This window comes from Halomonas sp., from assembly GCF_033549285.1.
Classification (GTDB): domain Bacteria; phylum Pseudomonadota; class Gammaproteobacteria; order Pseudomonadales; family Halomonadaceae; genus Halomonas.
The window spans coordinates 1-17,003 of sequence record NZ_JAWSUJ010000097.1 but is presented as its reverse complement, the minus strand read 5'-3'; the positions used below and the strand labels follow the sequence as shown (position 1 = coordinate 17,003).

At 68.4% G+C, this 17,003-nt stretch carries 18 protein-coding genes; 14 read left to right on the top strand and 4 right to left on the bottom strand.

Features of this window, described 5'->3' with window-relative positions; all coding sequences use genetic code 11:
- The 4 genes from SCI24_RS17410 to SCI24_RS17395 form a co-directional block, all read left to right on the top strand.
- Positions 1-903 (top strand): FAD-binding oxidoreductase (locus SCI24_RS17410; RefSeq protein ID WP_318726583.1); only part of this gene is annotated, 903 nt, incomplete at its 5' end.
- 7 nt (positions 904-910) lie between these two features.
- Entirely contained in the window at positions 911-1,843 is a 933-nt protein-coding gene (locus SCI24_RS17405; protein ID WP_318726582.1) for a DMT family transporter, read from the top strand.
- Positions 1,840-2,283: a GNAT family N-acetyltransferase gene (locus SCI24_RS17400; protein ID WP_318726581.1), complete on the top strand. Its 444-nt coding sequence runs from the start codon at positions 1,840-1,842 to the stop codon at positions 2,281-2,283. The genes SCI24_RS17405 and SCI24_RS17400 overlap by 4 nt, the downstream gene beginning before the upstream one ends.
- A 53-nt stretch (positions 2,284-2,336) precedes the next feature.
- On the top strand, positions 2,337-3,437 hold the full coding sequence (locus tag SCI24_RS17395; RefSeq protein WP_318726580.1) for a pyridoxal phosphate-dependent aminotransferase: 1,101 nt from the start codon (positions 2,337-2,339) through the stop codon (positions 3,435-3,437).
- A gap of 27 nt (positions 3,438-3,464) precedes the next feature.
- Here SCI24_RS17395 and SCI24_RS17390 read toward each other — a convergent pair whose 3' ends face one another.
- Both SCI24_RS17390 and SCI24_RS17385 read right to left on the bottom strand, forming a co-directional pair.
- Positions 3,465-3,782, bottom strand: a complete 318-nt coding sequence (locus SCI24_RS17390) for a hypothetical protein (protein WP_318726579.1) — start codon at positions 3,780-3,782, stop codon at positions 3,465-3,467.
- Between the two features lie 202 nt (positions 3,783-3,984).
- On the bottom strand, positions 3,985-4,173 hold the full coding sequence (locus SCI24_RS17385) for a hypothetical protein (RefSeq protein WP_318726578.1): 189 nt from the start codon (positions 4,171-4,173) through the stop codon (positions 3,985-3,987).
- A gap of 170 nt (positions 4,174-4,343) precedes the next feature.
- Here SCI24_RS17385 and SCI24_RS17380 point away from each other — a divergent pair, with 170 nt between their 5' ends.
- The 9 genes from SCI24_RS17380 (at position 4,344) to SCI24_RS17340 (ending at position 14,316) form a co-directional block, all read left to right on the top strand.
- Positions 4,344-5,552 carry an MFS transporter gene (locus SCI24_RS17380; protein ID WP_318726577.1) on the top strand — a complete coding sequence of 403 codons (1,209 nt, stop codon included), beginning with the start codon at positions 4,344-4,346 and terminating at the stop codon, positions 5,550-5,552.
- 194 nt (positions 5,553-5,746) lie between these two features.
- Entirely contained in the window at positions 5,747-6,832 is a 1,086-nt protein-coding gene (locus SCI24_RS17375; protein WP_318726576.1) for a patatin-like phospholipase family protein, read from the top strand.
- Positions 6,832-8,277, top strand: coding sequence for a GntP family permease (locus tag SCI24_RS17370; protein ID WP_318726584.1), 1,446 nt, complete (start codon positions 6,832-6,834; stop codon positions 8,275-8,277). The genes SCI24_RS17375 and SCI24_RS17370 overlap by 1 nt, the downstream gene beginning before the upstream one ends.
- 275 nt (positions 8,278-8,552) lie before the next feature.
- Positions 8,553-11,348 (top strand): monovalent cation/H+ antiporter subunit A, encoded by a 2,796-nt coding sequence (locus SCI24_RS17365; protein WP_318726575.1) that lies wholly within the window; start codon positions 8,553-8,555, stop codon positions 11,346-11,348.
- Positions 11,348-11,686: a Na+/H+ antiporter subunit C gene (locus SCI24_RS17360; protein ID WP_282734668.1), complete on the top strand. Its 339-nt coding sequence runs from the start codon at positions 11,348-11,350 to the stop codon at positions 11,684-11,686. The genes SCI24_RS17365 and SCI24_RS17360 overlap by 1 nt, the downstream gene beginning before the upstream one ends.
- On the top strand, positions 11,683-13,206 hold the full coding sequence (locus tag SCI24_RS17355; RefSeq protein WP_318726574.1) for a monovalent cation/H+ antiporter subunit D: 1,524 nt from the start codon (positions 11,683-11,685) through the stop codon (positions 13,204-13,206). The genes SCI24_RS17360 and SCI24_RS17355 overlap by 4 nt, the downstream gene beginning before the upstream one ends.
- Complete coding sequence (locus SCI24_RS17350; RefSeq protein ID WP_318726573.1) at positions 13,203-13,709, top strand: Na+/H+ antiporter subunit E; 507 nt, start codon at positions 13,203-13,205, stop codon at positions 13,707-13,709. The genes SCI24_RS17355 and SCI24_RS17350 overlap by 4 nt, the downstream gene beginning before the upstream one ends.
- Positions 13,706-13,975, top strand: coding sequence for a K+/H+ antiporter subunit F (locus SCI24_RS17345; protein WP_282734671.1), 270 nt, complete (start codon positions 13,706-13,708; stop codon positions 13,973-13,975). Before SCI24_RS17350 ends, SCI24_RS17345 begins: the two co-directional genes overlap by 4 nt.
- Positions 13,972-14,316 carry a Na+/H+ antiporter subunit G gene (locus SCI24_RS17340; protein WP_318726572.1) on the top strand — a complete coding sequence of 115 codons (345 nt, stop codon included), beginning with the start codon at positions 13,972-13,974 and terminating at the stop codon, positions 14,314-14,316. Before SCI24_RS17345 ends, SCI24_RS17340 begins: the two co-directional genes overlap by 4 nt.
- 8 nt (positions 14,317-14,324) lie before the next feature.
- Here the strand turns inward: SCI24_RS17340 and SCI24_RS17335 are convergent, their stop codons facing one another.
- Together SCI24_RS17335 and cysK are read right to left on the bottom strand one after the other, a co-directional pair.
- Positions 14,325-14,681 (bottom strand): carboxymuconolactone decarboxylase family protein, encoded by a 357-nt coding sequence (locus tag SCI24_RS17335; protein ID WP_318726571.1) that lies wholly within the window; start codon positions 14,679-14,681, stop codon positions 14,325-14,327.
- Positions 14,612-16,126 (bottom strand): cysteine synthase A, encoded by a 1,515-nt coding sequence (gene cysK, locus SCI24_RS17330; RefSeq protein WP_318726570.1) that lies wholly within the window; start codon positions 16,124-16,126, stop codon positions 14,612-14,614. The genes SCI24_RS17335 and cysK overlap by 70 nt, the downstream gene beginning before the upstream one ends.
- A gap of 244 nt (positions 16,127-16,370) precedes the next feature.
- Here cysK and SCI24_RS17325 point away from each other — a divergent pair.
- The coding region (locus SCI24_RS17325) for an AfsR/SARP family transcriptional regulator (protein WP_412930095.1) at positions 16,371-17,003 on the top strand (633 nt) is incomplete at its 3' end.

Genomic DNA, 17,003 nt, shown 5'->3' with positions numbered 1-17,003 from the left:
GAGGCGGTGCTCGCCGATGGCACCGTCGTCAGCTCGATGAACCGCATGCTCAAGAACAATGCGGGCTTCGACCTCAAGCAGCTGTTCATCGGCAGCGAGGGCGTGCTGGGCATCGTCACCCGGGCAGTATTGCACCTGCAGCCACCCACCCCGGACGTGCAGACAGCGCTGGTCGCCTGCCCTTCCTTCGAGCACCTGACTGGCCTGCTGGGCCATCTGGGCCGCTATCTCGGCGGTAGTCTGGCGGCCTTCGAGGCGATGTGGCAGAACCACTATCGACTGCTCACCCAGGAGAGCGGCCGACACACGCCACCGCTGTCCCCCGCCGCCCCCTTCTACGTGATCCTCGAATCGCTGGGCAGCGAGCCCCAGAGCCATGGCGCCCAGTTCGCCCTCGCCCTGGAGCGCGCCCTGGAAGACGAACTGATCAGTGATGCGGTCATCGCCCAGTCCGACACTCAGCGCCAGTCCCTCTGGGCGATACGCGAGGACATCGAAGGGCTGATCCAGACCCTCTCGCCGCTGCTCACCTTCGACGTCAGCCTTCCGATCCCCGAGATGGATCGCTATGTCACCAGGCTGGAAGAGGCCCTGGCCCGCGACTGGCCTCGGAGACGCATGGTCACCTTCGGCCACCTGGGTGACGGCAACCTGCATATTTCCATTACTGTCGGCAGTGCCGAACCGGCGGCCCGTCTCGCCGTCGAACGCCTCGTCTACACGCCGCTGGCCGAGCTTGGCGGCTCGGTCTCGGCCGAGCACGGCATTGGCCTGGAAAAGCGCAACTACCTTGCCCTCTCGCGGACCCCGGAGGAAATCACGCTGATGCACACCCTCAAGGGAGCCCTCGACCCGCACGGGTTACTCAATCGCCACAAGGTGCTCCCGCCGGTGAAAGGGTGAATCCTCGATGGCTCGCTTTCTCGTCGACCGTCTGATACTCACGCTCGCGGCCCGCCCCTTGCTCGGCTCGATGGCCTTGATCCTCGCCATCGGACTCTTCTGGGGCGGTAACTGGCCGGCGGTGCGCTTTATCCTTCGCGACCTTCCACCCTTCACCCTACGCGCCATCGGCTTTAGCGCTGGCGCCCTGGTGCTGCTGGGCTGGGCACGCTGGCGCGGTCTGCCGCTTCGCGTGGCGGCCGGAGAGTGGTCGTGGCTCGCGGTCACCGGGGTGTTCACCATTCTCGGTTTCAACCTGGCCACGGCTTTCGCCCAGCTCAATATGCCGACGTCCCAGGCGGCGATCATCGCCTTCAGCATGCCGTGCTGGGCATTACTGATGGCCTGGGGGCTGCTCGGTCAACGCATCACTCGGCGTCAGTGGTGGGGGCTGGCGTTCGGGCAGGCCGGCCTGCTGGTTCTGCTCGGACCGGCCGCCCTGGCAGCGGGGCGCCAGGGACTCGTCGGTCCGCTGTTTGCGTTGGGCGCCGCGATCTCCTGGGCGTTGGGCACCGTGCTGATCAAGCGCCGCGGCACATGGCAGAGCCATGCAGTCGTGATCACCGGCTGGCAGTTCGGCCTCTGTGCCATCCCCATGATCGTAATGATGGTCGTCCTGGAGCCGATGCCTCGCCCGAGCGACTGGCACAACACGACCTGGCTGGCACTGGCTTATCACTTGCTGTTCTCGATCACCATCGCTCAGATGCTGTGGTTCATGAACGTCAACCGGTTGTCCATCGCCCAGGCCACCATCTCGACCCTGATCATCCCGACCGTTGGCGTTTCAAGCTCCATCCTGTTGCTCGGCGAGCCATTGAGCGCCAAGGTATTCATCGCCCTGATGCTGACACTGGCAGCCGTGGCGATCGTCATGCTGCACAGGAGGCCCTCCACATGACACTGAGGATCAGCGTTCCGGTCACCACCGATCAAGACGACTGGCAGCGCCTCTATAGGGGCTATGCCGAGTACTATGGCATGCCCATGAGCGACTCGACGCTGAACACCGTGTGGTACTGGATCCAGGACGGCACACGACTGCAAGGACGCCTGGCGCGCGACGCGAACGGCCAGGCAGTGGGCCTGATGCATTTTCGTGCCATGCCGTCCCCACTGCGCGGGAGCACCGTCGGCTTCCTGGATGACCTCTTTGTCGACCCGGCATATCGCGGCACGGGTGCCGTCGATGAGATGATGGAGGCGTTACGTCAAGAGGCCCGCCGGCAGGGCTGGCCCTTCGTGCGCTGGATCACGCGCGAGAACAACTATCGTGCACGGGGCGTCCATGACCGCTGCGCCGAACGAACCGATTGGGTGACCTACCAGCTCGATGTCTAGTTTTCGGACAAAGCCTTGGCGACCCACTGTCCATGATCAATCAGGAGGATCCGATGCCCCGCTTCCCCGACCACCTGACCGGCGACGGCCCCACCAACCCCTTCCCCGGGATCCGCGTGCTGGAGCGGCGCCTGGGCCGTGAGATCCCCCACCGCCTGGGCTCCAACGAGGGACTCGACATGCCCCACCGCGCCCTGCGCGCGCACTTCGGCGACGCCATGGTCGAGCATGCCTACTGCTACGGGGATTCGGAGGCGCTGGGCGTCCGCCAGCGGCTCGCCGAGCAGCAGGGCATCCCCCTCGAGGCCCTGCTGGTCGATGCCGGGGCCGACAGCCTGATCGCCCTCGCCCTGCGCACCGTGGCCGAGCCCGGCACCGCCGTGGTGGCCACCGCCGGCACCTACCCCACCTTCGGCTACTTCGCCCGGGGCCAGGGCTGCCGGCTGGTCGAGGTGCCCTACGAGGAGGCGCCGGGCCGCCTCGCCCCGGACCTCGAGGCCCTGGCCAAGACTGCCCGCCGGGAGCAGGCCCGGCTGGTCTACCTCGCCAATCCCGACAACCCCAGCGGCCACCTGCATGACGACGCGGCCGTTCGCCGCCTGCGCGAGACGCTGCCCGACGACTGCTGGGTGCTGCTCGACGAGGCCTACCACGACTTTCGCGAGGATGCCGAGTCCCCCTTCGCCCGTGAGGTGCTGCCCGGCGTGATCCGCCTGCGCACCCTCTCCAAGGCGCATGGGATGGCGGGGCTGCGCATCGGCTATGCCATCGCCGAGCCCGAGACCCTGGCGATGATGATGAAGGTGCGCATCCACTATGCGGTCTCGACCCTGACCCTGGCCGCCGCCGAGGTGGTGCTGGACCATCCCGACGAGACCCGTGAACACATCGCCGCAGTGCTGAATCGCCGCGAGCGCCTGGCCGGGCACTTCCGCGCGCTCGGCGCCGAGGTGCTGCCCAGCGCCACCAACTTCATCGGCATCCGGCTACCCAGCGCCGAGCTCGCCGAGCGCGTCAACCGGGAGCTGCTCGAGGCCGGGCGACTGATTGCCCGCCCGGCCCACCCGGACCTCGGGCATGTGCTGCGCATCACCGCCGTGGAGGATGCCCTGGTACCCGGGCGACTGCAGATCCTGGAGGACGCCCTGCGGTAGAGGCGTTGCTCGTCGGGAACGATCGGTTCAGCAGCGGCCCTGCATCCGCAATCCCGGCGGGCAGAAGCCACCGCGGCGATGGTCATCGTGGCGTCGCTCGGCGTGGTGATAGCGATCGCGGTCCCGATAGCGGCGATCCCGATAATAGCGATCATCGTAGTGACGCGACCGGTAGTCACGGTCGCGGTAATGACGATCATCACCGCGATAGTGGCGATGGCTGCCGTAGCCGTCGATCTCGACCAGCGGTTCGGACTTGAGGCGTGCGGGCGTGTAGCTGCAGCCGGCCAGCGCCAGGGTCGAGGCCATCAGGACAATCATCAACGGGCGCAAGGGAAACCTCATGGCGGTGTCCTCGCAAGTGGAGTGAGGGAGTGGGCCACCCTTCGATCCCTGCCGGGGGGCACCCATGCCGCCGGCATGGTGCGGCTGCCTCTTCGGGCCGGGTGCCATCAAACACCGTTTCCTATCAGGCTATGCCCTGCAAGCGCCGCCGCCAAGCGGGGAGCGAGGAAAGAGCGTGCAAGGAGAGAAACACGGCATGCGCTCAGCAGCGCCCCTTCTTGGCCTGGCCCGGCGGACAGAAGCCGCCCCGGCGGTCGTAGTGGTCATGGCCACGGTCGTCGTCGATGACGACCAGCGGCTCGGACTGGATGCGCGCGGGCGTATAGCTGCAGCCGGCCAGGAAGAGGCTGGCGCCGAGCAGGCAGATCAGAAACGTAGCGTGTCGGGTCATGGGGAAACCTCCGTGTCAGGGTGCTGTGGGGTGGCATTCTAGCGAACCCTGGCCGCCCTACCCATGTGGCCCGACGGCGACATTGATGTCGCCATTCAGAGACAGTGGCCAAGCGGAAACGGACGCGCGATAGTGGCTTGCCATTAGTCTGCAAACAGGTTCGTTCCCGAATGGATGCACTGCGCCGCCACACCCTGCTGATCATCGTCCTGGGCAGCCTGGTCATCTCGCTGGCCATGGGCCTGCGCCATGGCTTCGGCCTGTTCCTGGAGCCGATGAGCAGCGACCTGGGCTGGGGCCGGGAGGTCTTCGCCTTCGCCCTGGCCCTGCAGAACCTGATCTGGGGACTCTCCCAGCCCTTCAGCGGGGCCCTGGCCGACCGCTTCGGGGCCGCGCGGATCGTGGTGGTTGGAGGCCTGCTCTATGCCCTGGGGCTGGCCATGATGGGGCTCTCGGACTCGGCCCTGGGCATGTCGATGAGTGCCGGGCTGCTGATCGGCCTGGGGCTCTCGGGTACCACCTTCTCGGTGATCCTCGGGGCCGTGGGCCGCGCCGTGCCGCCCGAGAAGCGCAGCCTGGCCATGGGCATCGTCAGCGCCGCCGGTTCCTTCGGCCAGTTCGCGATGCTGCCCGGTACCCTGGGGCTGCTGGAGTGGCTCGGCTGGTCCGCCGCCCTGCTGGTGATGGGCGCCCTGGCGGCGGTGATGGTGCCCCTGGGCGGGATGCTGCGCGACCGCCCCTCTCCCCGCCAGGCCAGCGACCTCTCGCTGGGTGCGGCGCTCGACGAGGCGGCCGGCCATCGCGGTTTCTGGCTGCTATGCATGGGCTTCTTCGTCTGCGGCTTCCAGGTGGTGTTCATCGGCGTCCACCTGCCCGGCTACCTGGTCGACAGCGGCATCGCCGTGCAGGTGGGCAGCACCGTGCTGGCGCTGGTGGGGCTGTTCAACATCGTCGGCACCTACACCGCCGGCTGGCTCGGCGGCTTTCTCTCCAAGCCGCGCCTGCTGACCTGGCTCTACCTGATCCGCGGCGTGGTGATCACCGCCTTCCTCGTCGTGCCCCTGAGCCCGGCGAGTGCCTACCTGTTCGGCATCGCCATGGGCTTGCTGTGGCTCTCCACGGTGCCGCTGACCAACGGCATCGTCGCCTCGGTGTTCGGCGTGCGCCACCTCTCCATGCTCGGCGGCATCGTCTTCCTCTTCCACCAGCTGGGCTCCTTCATGGGCGTCTGGCTGGGCGGCTACTTCTACGACCTCAACGGCGACTACGACCTGGTGTGGCGGCTCGCCATCCTGCTCTCCGTGGCGGCGGCGGTCCTGCACTGGTTCATCGACGAGGCGCCCGTGAAGCGCCAGTCCAGCGAGGGAGTAGAGGCATGAGCCGCGCACGACGGGGACTGCTCGCCCTGCTGGCCGCCGCCGCCCTGGCGCTGGCCTGGTGGGGCTGGCAGGCGCTGGATGCCAGCCTGCTGCTGCTCGGCAGCCGGTTGTGTTGAGCGGCAACTCGCCAAGCGACAAGGGCTGTCAAGACGCCTACACTGCACTGCAGCATTCACGCTGCTACAGGAGCAGGCATGGCGACGGGCGAAAAGAAACGGATCGATCTGGCCCTGCAGGGCGGGGGCTCCCACGGCGCCCTGACCTGGGGGGTGCTGGATCGCCTGCTGGAAGACGAGCGGCTGGAGATCGACGGGATCAGCGGCACCAGCGCCGGGGCCATGAATGCCGTGGTGCTGGCCGACGGGCTGCACAAGGGCGGGCGCGATGGCGCCCGTGATGCCCTGCGCACCTTCTGGAAGGCGGTCAGCGATGCGGCACGCTTCTCTCCCATCCAGCGCACTCCCTGGGACCGGCTGTTGGGCAACGACAGCCTCGACCATTCGCCGAGCTATCTGTTCTTCGAGAACCTGACCCAGCTGATCGCCCCCGCCAAGCTCAACCCCCTGGCAATCAATCCGTTGCGCGACCTGGTCCTCGATCTGGTCGATTTCGAGTGCGTCAATGCCTGTCGCAAGGTCAAGGTGTTTGTCACGGCCACCAATGTGCGCACCGGCCACGCGACGATATTTCGCCAGCCCGAACTGACCGTCGATACCGTGATGGCATCGGCCTGTCTACCCTTCATGTTCCCGGCCGTGGAGATCGACGGAGAGGCCTACTGGGATGGGGGCTACAGCGGCAATCCGGCGCTCTACCCGCTGGTCGATGACCAGGACTGTCGTGACCTGGTGGTGGTGCAGATCAACCCGTTGGTGCGCCAGAAACTGCCCGACAGCGCCCGGGAAATCCTCAACCGGATCAACGAGATCACCTTCAACTCCAGCCTGATCAAGGAGCTACGCAGCATCCAGCTGTTGCACCGATTGATCGAGGCCGAAGGCCTGGAGCTGGAGAGCTACCGTGCCATGCGCCTGCATCTGATTCATGCCGAGCACGACGTCGAAACGCTCAGTGCCTCCAGCAAGATGAACGCCGAATGGGACTTCCTCTCCCGCCTGCATGCCCAGGGGCGCGCCTGGGCCGACCAGTGGCTGGAGACACACTTCGATGCCCTGGGCGAATACTCCACCTTCGACCTGGATGCGGTCTTCCCCGATACCTTTCGCCCCCTCTCGGCGGCAGACGACTCCCCCACAGAACATGACGACGGGCCGGAGTGATGATCGGTATCGTGGCGATCGCCATCGCGCTGCTGCTGTTGATGGTTCTGGCCTACCGCGGCCTCAGCCTGTTGATCCTGGCCCCGCTGCTGGCCGCACTGGTGGCACTGGTCTCGGTCGGCACGCCCCTGCTGGCCAGCTACACCCAGGTCTTCATGGGGGCCGCCGGCGATTTTATCGTCCGCTATTTCCCGCTGTTCCTGCTGGGGGCGGTGTTCGGCAAGCTGATGGAAGATTCGGGAAGCGCGGAAGTGCTGGCCAGCGCCATCGTCAAGCGCCTGGGCGACACCCGCGCCATCCTGGCGGTGGTGCTCTCCTGCGCGGTGATGACCTATGGCGGCGTCTCGTTGTTCGTGGTGGCCTTCGCGGTCTATCCGATCGCCGCGGCACTGTTTCGTCAGGCCGGCCTGCCCAAGCGACTCATCCCCGGCACCATCGCCCTGGGCGCCTTCACCTTCACCATGACGGCGCTGCCGGGAACGCCGGCCATCCAGAATGCCATCCCGATGCCCTATTTCGGCACCTCGCCATTTGCCGCGCCTGGGCTCGGCATCCTCACCGGCCTGGTCATGCTGGGGCTGGGACAGGCCTGGCTGAATCATCGGGCGCGCCAGGCACGAGCGGCCGGCGAAGGCTACGGCACCCATCAGGAGAAGGCTCCTCCGGCGGTTCACCTGCGCGAACACGCTGCAGGTGAAGGCTTCGATCTGGCCGAGGTCACGGCACACCCGGTTCGCGATCTTCCCCCCTTGGCGCTGGCGCTGCTGCCCATCGTGCTGGTCATCGCCCTGAACCTGCTGTTCACCGCGGTGGTGATCCCCGCCATGGACACCGGGTATCTCGCCGAGCCGACCTATGGTGCCACCAGCATCGACTCCGTTCGTGGCGTCTGGTCGGTGATCGCTGCCCTGGTCATCGCCATCGGGGTCATCATCGCCACTAACTTGCGCCGTCTCGAAGCCCTCACGACCACCCTCGACAGCGGTGCCAATGCCTCACTGTTGCCGATCTTCAATACCGCCAGCCTGGTCGGCTTCGGCTCGGTGATCGCTTCCCTGGCGGCGTTCGAGACGATCAGCCTCTGGGTGACCTCGGTGGGCGGCGACAATCCGCTGATCTCGCTGGCCATTGCGGTCAACCTGCTGGCCGGCATGACCGGCTCGGCCTCCGGCGGCATGAGCATCGCCCTGGCAACGCTCGGCGACACCTACCTGGCCATGGGCCAGGCCAAAGGGATCGCCCCCGAACTGATGCACCGGGTCACGGCCGTCGCCACCGGCGGGCTGGATGCCCTGCCGCATAACGGCGCGGTGATCACGCTGCTCTCCATCTGTGGCCTGACGCACCGCCAGGCCTATCTCGATATAGCGGTGGTGGCCGTGGTGGTCCCCATCATCTCGCTGGTGCTGCTGATTGGCATGGGCAGCCTGGCAGGGTCGTTCTAAGGCGGCAGGGTCATCGAGCCGCAGACCGGGCTGACGGAGTGCGACAGCCAGGATCGGCCGATGGACCGTCGTGGCCGGCATCCACCTGGGCGAGGTCAAGGTTGTCGGCCGCAGGCCTTCACCCTGCACGGCGGCGCAGGTAATCTCGAGAGGCACCCTCGGCCCGTTTCCCACGACATCGGCCTCGGTTGACGTCAGTCAAGGTGGTCGACGCGGCCCTGGTGTGGAGTGAAGGGAACGTTTCGCCCTCGAGGCTGGACAGGGAGACAGGTCCCATGCCGCTTGCGCTGATCATCCTGCTGCCGCTGACCGGCGCCTGCCTGCCCGCGCTGATGCGAGGGCGATCCTCCCGCCTGCTCGCCTCGGTGTCCGCCCTTCCCGCCGTCTTCACCCTGCTGCTGCTGCTGAGCTGGCTGCCCCACGTCATGGGCGGCGGCGAGGCCGAAGTCCAGCGGCTCGCCTGGCTGCCATCGCTCGGTCTCGACGTGGCCTTTCGCCTCGACGGCCTGGGGCTGCTGTTCGCCCTGCTGATCACCGGGATCGGCTGCCTGATCCTGCTCTACGCGCGCTACTACTTCGAGGGCAGCGACACCTCGGCGCGCTTCTTCACCCTGGTCCTGCTGTTCATGGCGGCGATGCTCGGCATCGTGCTCTCCGAGAACCTGCTGTTCCTGCTGGTGTTCTGGGAGCTGACCAGCCTGGTCTCCTTCCTGCTGATCGGCTACCACACCCACGACCATGCGGCCCGGCTAGGGGCCCGCATGTCGCTGGTGATCACCGGTGGCGGCGGGCTGGCGCTGCTCGGCGGCGTGGTGCTGCTGGGCCAGGCCGCGGGCGGCCATGAGCTCTCCACGGTGCTGGCGGCCGGCGACCGGATTCGCGCCCACGAGCACTACGGCCTGATGCTCAACCTGATCCTGCTGGGCGCCTTCACCAAGTCGGCCCAGTTCCCCTTCCACCTCTGGCTGCCCCACGCCATGACGGCGCCCACGCCGGTCTCCGCCTACCTGCACAGCGCCACCATGGTCAAGGCGGGCCTGTTCCTGGTCGCCCGGCTGCATCCGGCGCTCGGCGATACCTCGTTGTGGTTCCACCTGGTCACCCTGACCGGCATGGTGACGCTGATGCTGGGCGCCTTCGTGGCGATGTTCATGCACGACATGAAGGGGCTGCTGGCCTACTCCACGGTCTCCCACCTGGGACTGATCATGCTGCTGCTGGGGCTGGGCACCCCCATGGCCGTGGCGGCGGCGCTCTTCCACCTGCTCTGCCATGCGCTGTTCAAGGCGCCGCTGTTCATGATGGCGGGCTACGTCGATCGCGCCACCGGGACCCGTGACATGCGCAAGATCAACGGCATGTGGCGCTTCATGCCGGCGCTGATGGGGCTCTCGGCCATCTCCGCCGCCGCCATGGCCGGCCTGCCGCTGATGAGCGGCTACCTGAGCAAGAAGATGCTGTTCGGCGAGAGCCTGCGGGTCACGGCGCCCGATTGGGCGGTGGTGGTGATTCCCCTCTGGGTGACCTTGGCCGGGCTCTTCTCGGTGGCCTACTCGATCCGCATCTTCCATAACGTCTTCTTCAACGGCCTGCCGATCGACCTGCCGGCATGGCCCCCGCGCGCACCGCGAACGGCGGCGCTGTCGCCCATCGCGCTGCTGGCCTTCGCCACCCTGCTGGTGGGGCTGGCCCCGGAGGCCTTCTACGCCGGCCTGGTCCACCCCGCCTTCGCCGCGGCGCGCCAGGCCACGGTGACGCCCTTCGATTTCGCCACCCTGGGGGGCCACCTGCCGATGCTGATGAGCCTGTTCGCCCTGGCCGGCGGCGCGCTCTTCTACCACTGGCGCGACCCCCTCTTCCGCCTCCATGCCCGGCTGCCCGAGGTCGACGCCAAGGAGATCTTCGACTGGCTCATGCGCCGCGCCATCGCCCTCTCCCAGCGCCGCGTCTTCCAGCTCGAGAACGGCTCGCTGCAACGCTACCTGACCTTCATCATGGCCACCGTGGTGGTGCTGGTGGGCCTGGAACTCGGCGGCGTGACCCGCTGGCACGGTGGCGCGGCGCTCGCCCCGATCGACCCGCTGACCCTGCTGGCGGCCGTGCTGCTGTGCCTGGCCGCCCTCGGCGTGGTGGCCTTCCACCACTACCGCCTGCCGGCCCTGCTGCTGCTCGGCGTCACCGGGCTCTTCGTCACCGTCACCTTCGCCCGCTTCTCGGCCCCCGACCTCGCCCTGACCCAGCTGATGGTGGAGGTGATGGCGGTGGTGATCATGATGCTGGCGCTCTCCTTCCTGCCGCAGACCTCACCCCGGGGCTCGAGCGGTTTCCGGATGGGGCGCGACCTGGCCATCGCCGTGCTGATGGGCGTCGGCGTGGCGGCCTTCAGCTTCGCCATCCTGACCCGCCCCCACCGGACGATCTCGGACTTCTTCCTTGCCAACAGCGTGCCCGGCGGCGGTGGCACCAACGTGGTCAACGTCATCCTGGTCGACTTCCGCGGTTTCGACACCCTGGGCGAGATCACCGTGCTGGGCATCGCCGCGCTGGCGGTGTTCGCCTTCACCCGCGACCTGCACCTCAAGGAACGGGTGGTCGAGACCAATCCCATGCACTGGGTCGCCGAGCCTCATCCGATCATGCTCAGCACCGTGGCCCGGCTGGTGCTGCCCATCGCCCTGCTGGTCTCGGCCTACATCTTCCTGCGCGGCCACAACCTCCCCGGCGGCGGCTTCATCGCCGGACTGATCACCGCGGTGGCGCTGACCCTGCAGTACATGGCCGGCGGGCTGGTGTGGGCCCAGGAACGCATGCTGACCCCCTTCCGACCGCTGATCGGCGCCGGCGTGCTGATCGCCACCTTCACCGGCCTTGGCAGCTGGCTCTTCGGTTTCCCCTTCCTCACCTCGGCCCACGGCCACCTGTCCCTGCCTCTAATCGGCGAATTCGAGCTCGCCACCGCCATGCTCTTCGACCTCGGCGTCTATGCCACCGTGGTCGGGTCGACGCTGCTGATACTCGCCAACCTCGGCAAGCTGATGACGGTGGCCGGCCCCGGCAAGGAGATCGGCTGATGGAACTGCTCTACGCGATCACGCTCGGCGTGTTGACCAGCTGCGGCGTCTACCTGCTGCTGCGCGCACGCACCTTCACGGTGATCCTCGGGCTGACGCTGCTTTCCCACGCCGTCAACCTCTACCTGTTCGCCTCGGGGCGCCTGGTCGCCGGCGCGCCGGCCATCGTGGGTCTCTCGGAGCGCTCCGCGGACCCCTTGCCCCAGGCGCTGGTGCTCACCGCCATCGTCATCGGCTTCGCCATGACCGCCTTCGTGGTGGTGCTGGCCCTCAAGGCCGCGGTGGAGCTGCGCAACGACCACGTGGACGGCGAGAACCCCGACGAGGATCGCGCATGAACCATGCCCTGATCCTGCCGATCCTGCTGCCGCTGATCACCGGCGCCGGCCAGCTGCTGTTCTACCAGGCGCCCTTCCCCCTGCAGCGCCTGCTGGGCTTCGCCAGCACCGCCTGGCTGGTGCTGCTGGGGATCTGGTGCCTGGTGGTCGCCAGCGGCGGCGAGCACCTCATCTACCACGCCGGCGACTGGCCCGCGCCCTTCGGCATCGTGCTGGTGCTCGACCGCCTCTCCGCCGTGATGCTGGCGCTGACCGCCGTGCTGGGCCTGTGCTGCCTGATCTACGCCAGCGGCGGCACCGACCAGCGCGGCGCCCACTTCCACGCCCTCTTCCAGTTCCAGCTGGCCGGCCTCAACGGCGCCTTCCTGACCGGCGACCTGTTCAACCTCTTCGTGTTCTTCGAGATCCTGCTGATCGCCTCCTACGCCCTGCTGCTGCACGGCGGCGGCCGCGCCCGCAGCCGCGCGGGGCTGCACTACGTGATCATCAACCTGGCGGGCTCGGCGCTGTTCCTGATCGCCCTGGGCACCCTCTACGGCCTCACCGGCACCCTCAACATGGCCGACCTGGCGCTGCGCGTGGCCGAGGCGCCGCCAGAGGATGCCCCGCTGCTCGCCGCCGCCAGCCTGATCCTGCTGGTGGTGTTCGGCATCAAGGCGGCGATCCTGCCGCTGCTGTTCTGGCTGCCGCGGGCCTACTCGGCCGCCAGCGCCCCGGTGGCCGCGCTCTTCGCCATCATGACCAAGGTCGGGGTCTACGCCATCCTGCGGGTCTTCCTGCTGGTCTTCGCACTGGGCGAGTCCCCCGTCGCCGCGACCGCCTGGGGCTGGCTATGGCCGCTGGCGCTGCTGACCCTGGCGCTGGGTGGCGTCGGCGTGCTGGGCTCGGACAGCCTGCGCACCCTGACCGCCTACCTGGTGATCCTCTCGGTGGGCACCCTGCTCGCCACCATCAGCCTGGTGACCCTTGCTGCCCTGGGCGCCGCGCTCTTCTACCTGATCCACAGCACCGGCATGGCCGCGGTGTTCTTCCTGCTCGCCGACCTGCTGGGCCAGCAGCGCGAGGAGGGCTATGACCGCTTCTCGGCGACCGGCCCCATCGGGCATCGCTGGGTGCTGGGCACGCTGTTCTTCATCGCCGGCATCGCCATGGCGGGCCTGCCCCCCTTCGGCGGCTTCGTCAGCAAGGCGTGGATCCTCCAGGCGAGTGCCGCCGAACCCGAGGGCCTATGGCTGTGGGGCGTGCTGCTGGCCTCGGCCCTGCTGGTGATCATCGCCATCAGCCGCACCGGCAGCAGCTGGTTCTGGCGCCCGGGCGAGATGGCCAGGCCCTATCCGCTGCGCCCCGGGTTGCTCACCCTGGTGGCCATCATGGTCGGCCTCAACGGCGCCCTGGCGGTGTTCGGCGAGCCCGTGATGGGCTACCTCGAGCTGACCGCCGAGCAGCTGCTCGACCCGCACGCCTATATCAACGCCGTGCTGCCGGACGCCCGCGCCGCCGGCCAGGAGGTCTCGCCATGACACCCGCGTTCCGTTCCCGACAGTTCTGGCTGCCGCGCCCGCTGTTCTCGCTGTTCCTGGCGCTGCTGTGGCTGCTGATGGTCAACGAGGTCAGCGTGGCGCATGCCCTGCTGGGACTGGCCCTGGGCGTGGGCATCCCCTTCGCGACCCACGCCTTCTGGCCCGAGGAGGCGAAGATCCGGCGCCCCCTGCCGCTGCTGCGCTACCTGCTGGTGCTGCTGGTGGACATCCTGCGCTCCAACCTGGTGGTGGCCCTGCGCATCCTGCGCCCCGCTCGCCACCTGCGGCCGGGCTTCTTCACCTATCCCCTCGCCCTGCAGGACGACTTCGCCATTACCATCCTGGCCAGCACCATCTCGCTCACGCCGGGCACCGTGTCGATCCACCACGACGCCGAGGCCAACACCCTGCTGGTGCACGCCCTGCACCTGGAGGACGAGGCCGAAGCCATCGCCGCCATACGCGAACGCTACGAGAAGCCGCTCGAGGAGATCTTCCGATGATCGCTTTCGTGATACCGGTCGCCATGACGCTCTTCGCCATCGCCGCCCTGCTCAACCTCTACCGGCTGGCCGTGGGCCCCGATATCGTCGACCGCATCCTGGCGCTGGATACCCTGATGATCAACAGCATCGCGCTGATCGTGCTGGCCGACATGCGGATGGGGCTCGGCGTGCTGTTCGAGCTGGCCCTGCTGATCGCCCTGATGGGCTTCGTCGGCACCGTGGCAATGAGCAAGTACCTGCTGCGGGGGGACGTCATCGAATGACCAGCATCGACATGCCGTGGCCCCTGCAGCTCGTCGTCGCCGCCTTCCTGCTGTTCGGCGCCCTGGTGGCGCTGATCGGCTCCTGGGGGCTGGCCAAGCTGCCCGACTTCTATACCCGCCTGCACGGCCCCACCAAGGCCAGCACCCTGGGGGTCGGCTGTACGCTGATCGGCTCGCTGCTCTACTTCAGCCATCAGCAGGATGGCGTCTCGGTGCAGGAGGCGCTGGTGACGATCTTCCTGTTCGCCACCGCCCCGGTCAGCGCCCACATGATGGGCAAGGCCGCCCTGCGCCGGCGCCTGCCGGGCGTATCGGGCACCCGCAACCTGCCCGACCGGTAGCCCCTCCGTTACGGCTCGGCCACCGGCTGGGCGGAGGACACCTCCCGCAACTCGTCGCCGCCGGCGATGGGGCGCCCCACGGTGAGCGCCTCGCGCAGCGGTGAGGCCATCTCCCGATACGCGACATCGGCCTGGGCACCGAGGCCGTCCAGCACCTTGGTGAAGAAGGCCCGGGCGGCGGCCACGGCGACGATGTCGAAGATCTCGTCATCGCCAAGCCCGTGGGCCCGCAGGCGGTCGATGTCGGCCTGGGTCACGCCGGCGGCGTCATCGGCCACCTTCGCGGCCAGGGCCATCATCTCCCGCTCCGCCGCGTCGAGCGCATCCCCGCCCTCGAGGATCGCCTGCAGCTGCGGCGTGCCCACCAGCCCCGCCAGCGCCTGGCCGTGGGCCAGCGCGCAGTAGGAGTTGCCCAGTGCCCGCGCCGCGGCCAGGCATCGAAGAGCTCGGTGCAGCCCCCGAGCGGCTCGCCGCCGACGAAGATCCGCGGGATGGTGGTGGCCCCGGTGCGCTCGGCCAGTACCGCGCGGATCCTGCCGCCCAGGTCCTCTGCCTGGTAGGCCACCGCGTCGAGGTCGACGCTGCGGTACTCGATCCCCAGGCGCGCGAAGAACTTGCGCACCGACCAGCAGAACTCGCACCACTCCAGGGCGAACATCACCACCGGCTCACCCGCCACGGTCACGTCGACGAAGCGCTCGGCCTCGGGATCCAGCGCCACCGGCGACGCGGGTGTCACCTCCGCCGGGCGGGGCGGCGCCGCGGGGGCATCGAAGCGGTAGCCCGGCGTGGAGCGCGACAGCGCAAGCTCCTCGTCGCTCATCGCCTCGCCGATGCCGTCGAACAGCGGGGTGGAGAGGTAGCGCTCGCCGGTGTCCGGCAGCTTGCAGACGATGTTGCTGCCGGGCGGTGAACGACGCGCCACCTCCAGCGCGGCGGCCAGGGTAGCCCCGCTGGAGATGCCGACGAAGATGCCCTCGCGACGGGCCAGCTCGCGGGACAGTCGCAGCGCCTCGTCGCCCGCCACCGGCACCACCTCGTCGACATGCTGCGCCGCCAGGGCATCCTCAGTGAGCCGCGAGATGAAGTCCGGGCTCCAGCCCTGCATCAGGTGGGGGCGGAAGCGCGGATGGCTGGCCGAGGGGCCACCGCGGGCATCCCGCGGCTGCGCGATGCCGCTGCCCAGCAGGGCGGCGTTGTCGGGTTCGGCGACGACCACGCGAGTCGTCGGATCCGCCTGCTTGAGCACCCTGGCCACTCCCTTCAGGGTGCCGCCCGTGCCGAAGCCGGTCACCCAGGCGTTCAGGGACTCCCCTCGGAAGTCGTCAAGGAGCTCCCGGGCCGTGGTCCGCGAGTGCACCTCGGCGTTGGCCTCGTTCTCGAACTGACGGCAGAGGAAGTAGCCATGGCGTTCGGCCAGCTCCACCGCCTTGTTGAGCATGCCGGTGCCCTTCTCGGCCGCGGGGGTCAACACCACCCTGGCCCCCAGGAAGCGCAACAGCTTGCGCCGCTCCACGCTGAAGCTCTCCGCCATGGTCACCACCAGCGGATAGCCCTTGCGCGCGCAGACCATGGCAAGGCCGATGCCGGTGTTGCCGCTGGTCGCCTCGATCACCGTCTGGCCGGGGCGAAGCGCGCCGTCACGCTCCGCCTGCTCGATCACCGCCAGGGCCATGCGGTCCTTGACGGAGCCCATGGGATTGAATGCCTCGAGCTTCACGTAGAGGTTCACCCCGGCGGGGGCGAGCCGGTCGAGCCGCACCAGCGGCGTGCGGCCGATGGTGTCCAGGATACTGTCGTAGCGTGACATGTCGCTGCTCCTCGGTAGCGGGTTCGGTGCCTTGCAGGGTCAGCCTGCGCCGGCGCCGAGGAAACGGGCGTGGTAACCAGCGTGGTATTTTCCGGACTCGCCCCGCGGACGCGGCCGCCAGGCGCGCTATACTCAAGGGTGGTCTCTCTCCTGGGAGGGGGCAGGCGATGAACGCACTGACCCTCAACGTGCTCGGCGATCTCGAAGTGGTTCGGGATGGCCGGGTGCTGACCCTCCCCCGTCGATGAAGACCCGCGCCCTGCTGGCCTACCTGGCGGTTAACGGCCGCCCCTTCTGTCGCGAGCACCTCTGCGACCTGCTGTGGGAAATTCCCGACGACCCCCGCGGCTCGCTGCGCTGGAGCCTGTCGAAACTGCGCCGACTGGTGGATGAACCGGACCGACCACGCATCATCGCCGACCGCCTCAGTGCGGCGCTGGATACCGGTAACCTGGATGTCGACCTCCTGGCCCTGCACGGCGTCCAGGGGGAAGGACTCGAGCAGGAGGAGATCGCGCATCTGGAGCGCATCGCCGCCCGCTATCGCGGCCCCTTCCTGCAGGGGCTCGAGCTGCCGAACTTCCACGACTTCCACAGCTGGTGCCTGGCCGAGCGGGAACGCGCCCTGCGTGCCCAGATCGCGCTGCTCTCGTCGCTGGTCAAACGCCTGGCCGAGGCCCCCGAGCGGGCCCTGATCCATGCCCATGCCCTGGTCCGGCTGCTGATGAGCCTCAACCGCCCCCGGGAAGCGGAGCAGCACTGCCAGTTGGGGTTGCGCCTGCTCGGCGAGGCCGGCATCCCCACGAGCGGCGCCCTGCTGCGCGCCCGACGAACGCCGCCGGCCGTCCATCCCGCCACCGGCCCCCCGCAACCCCGC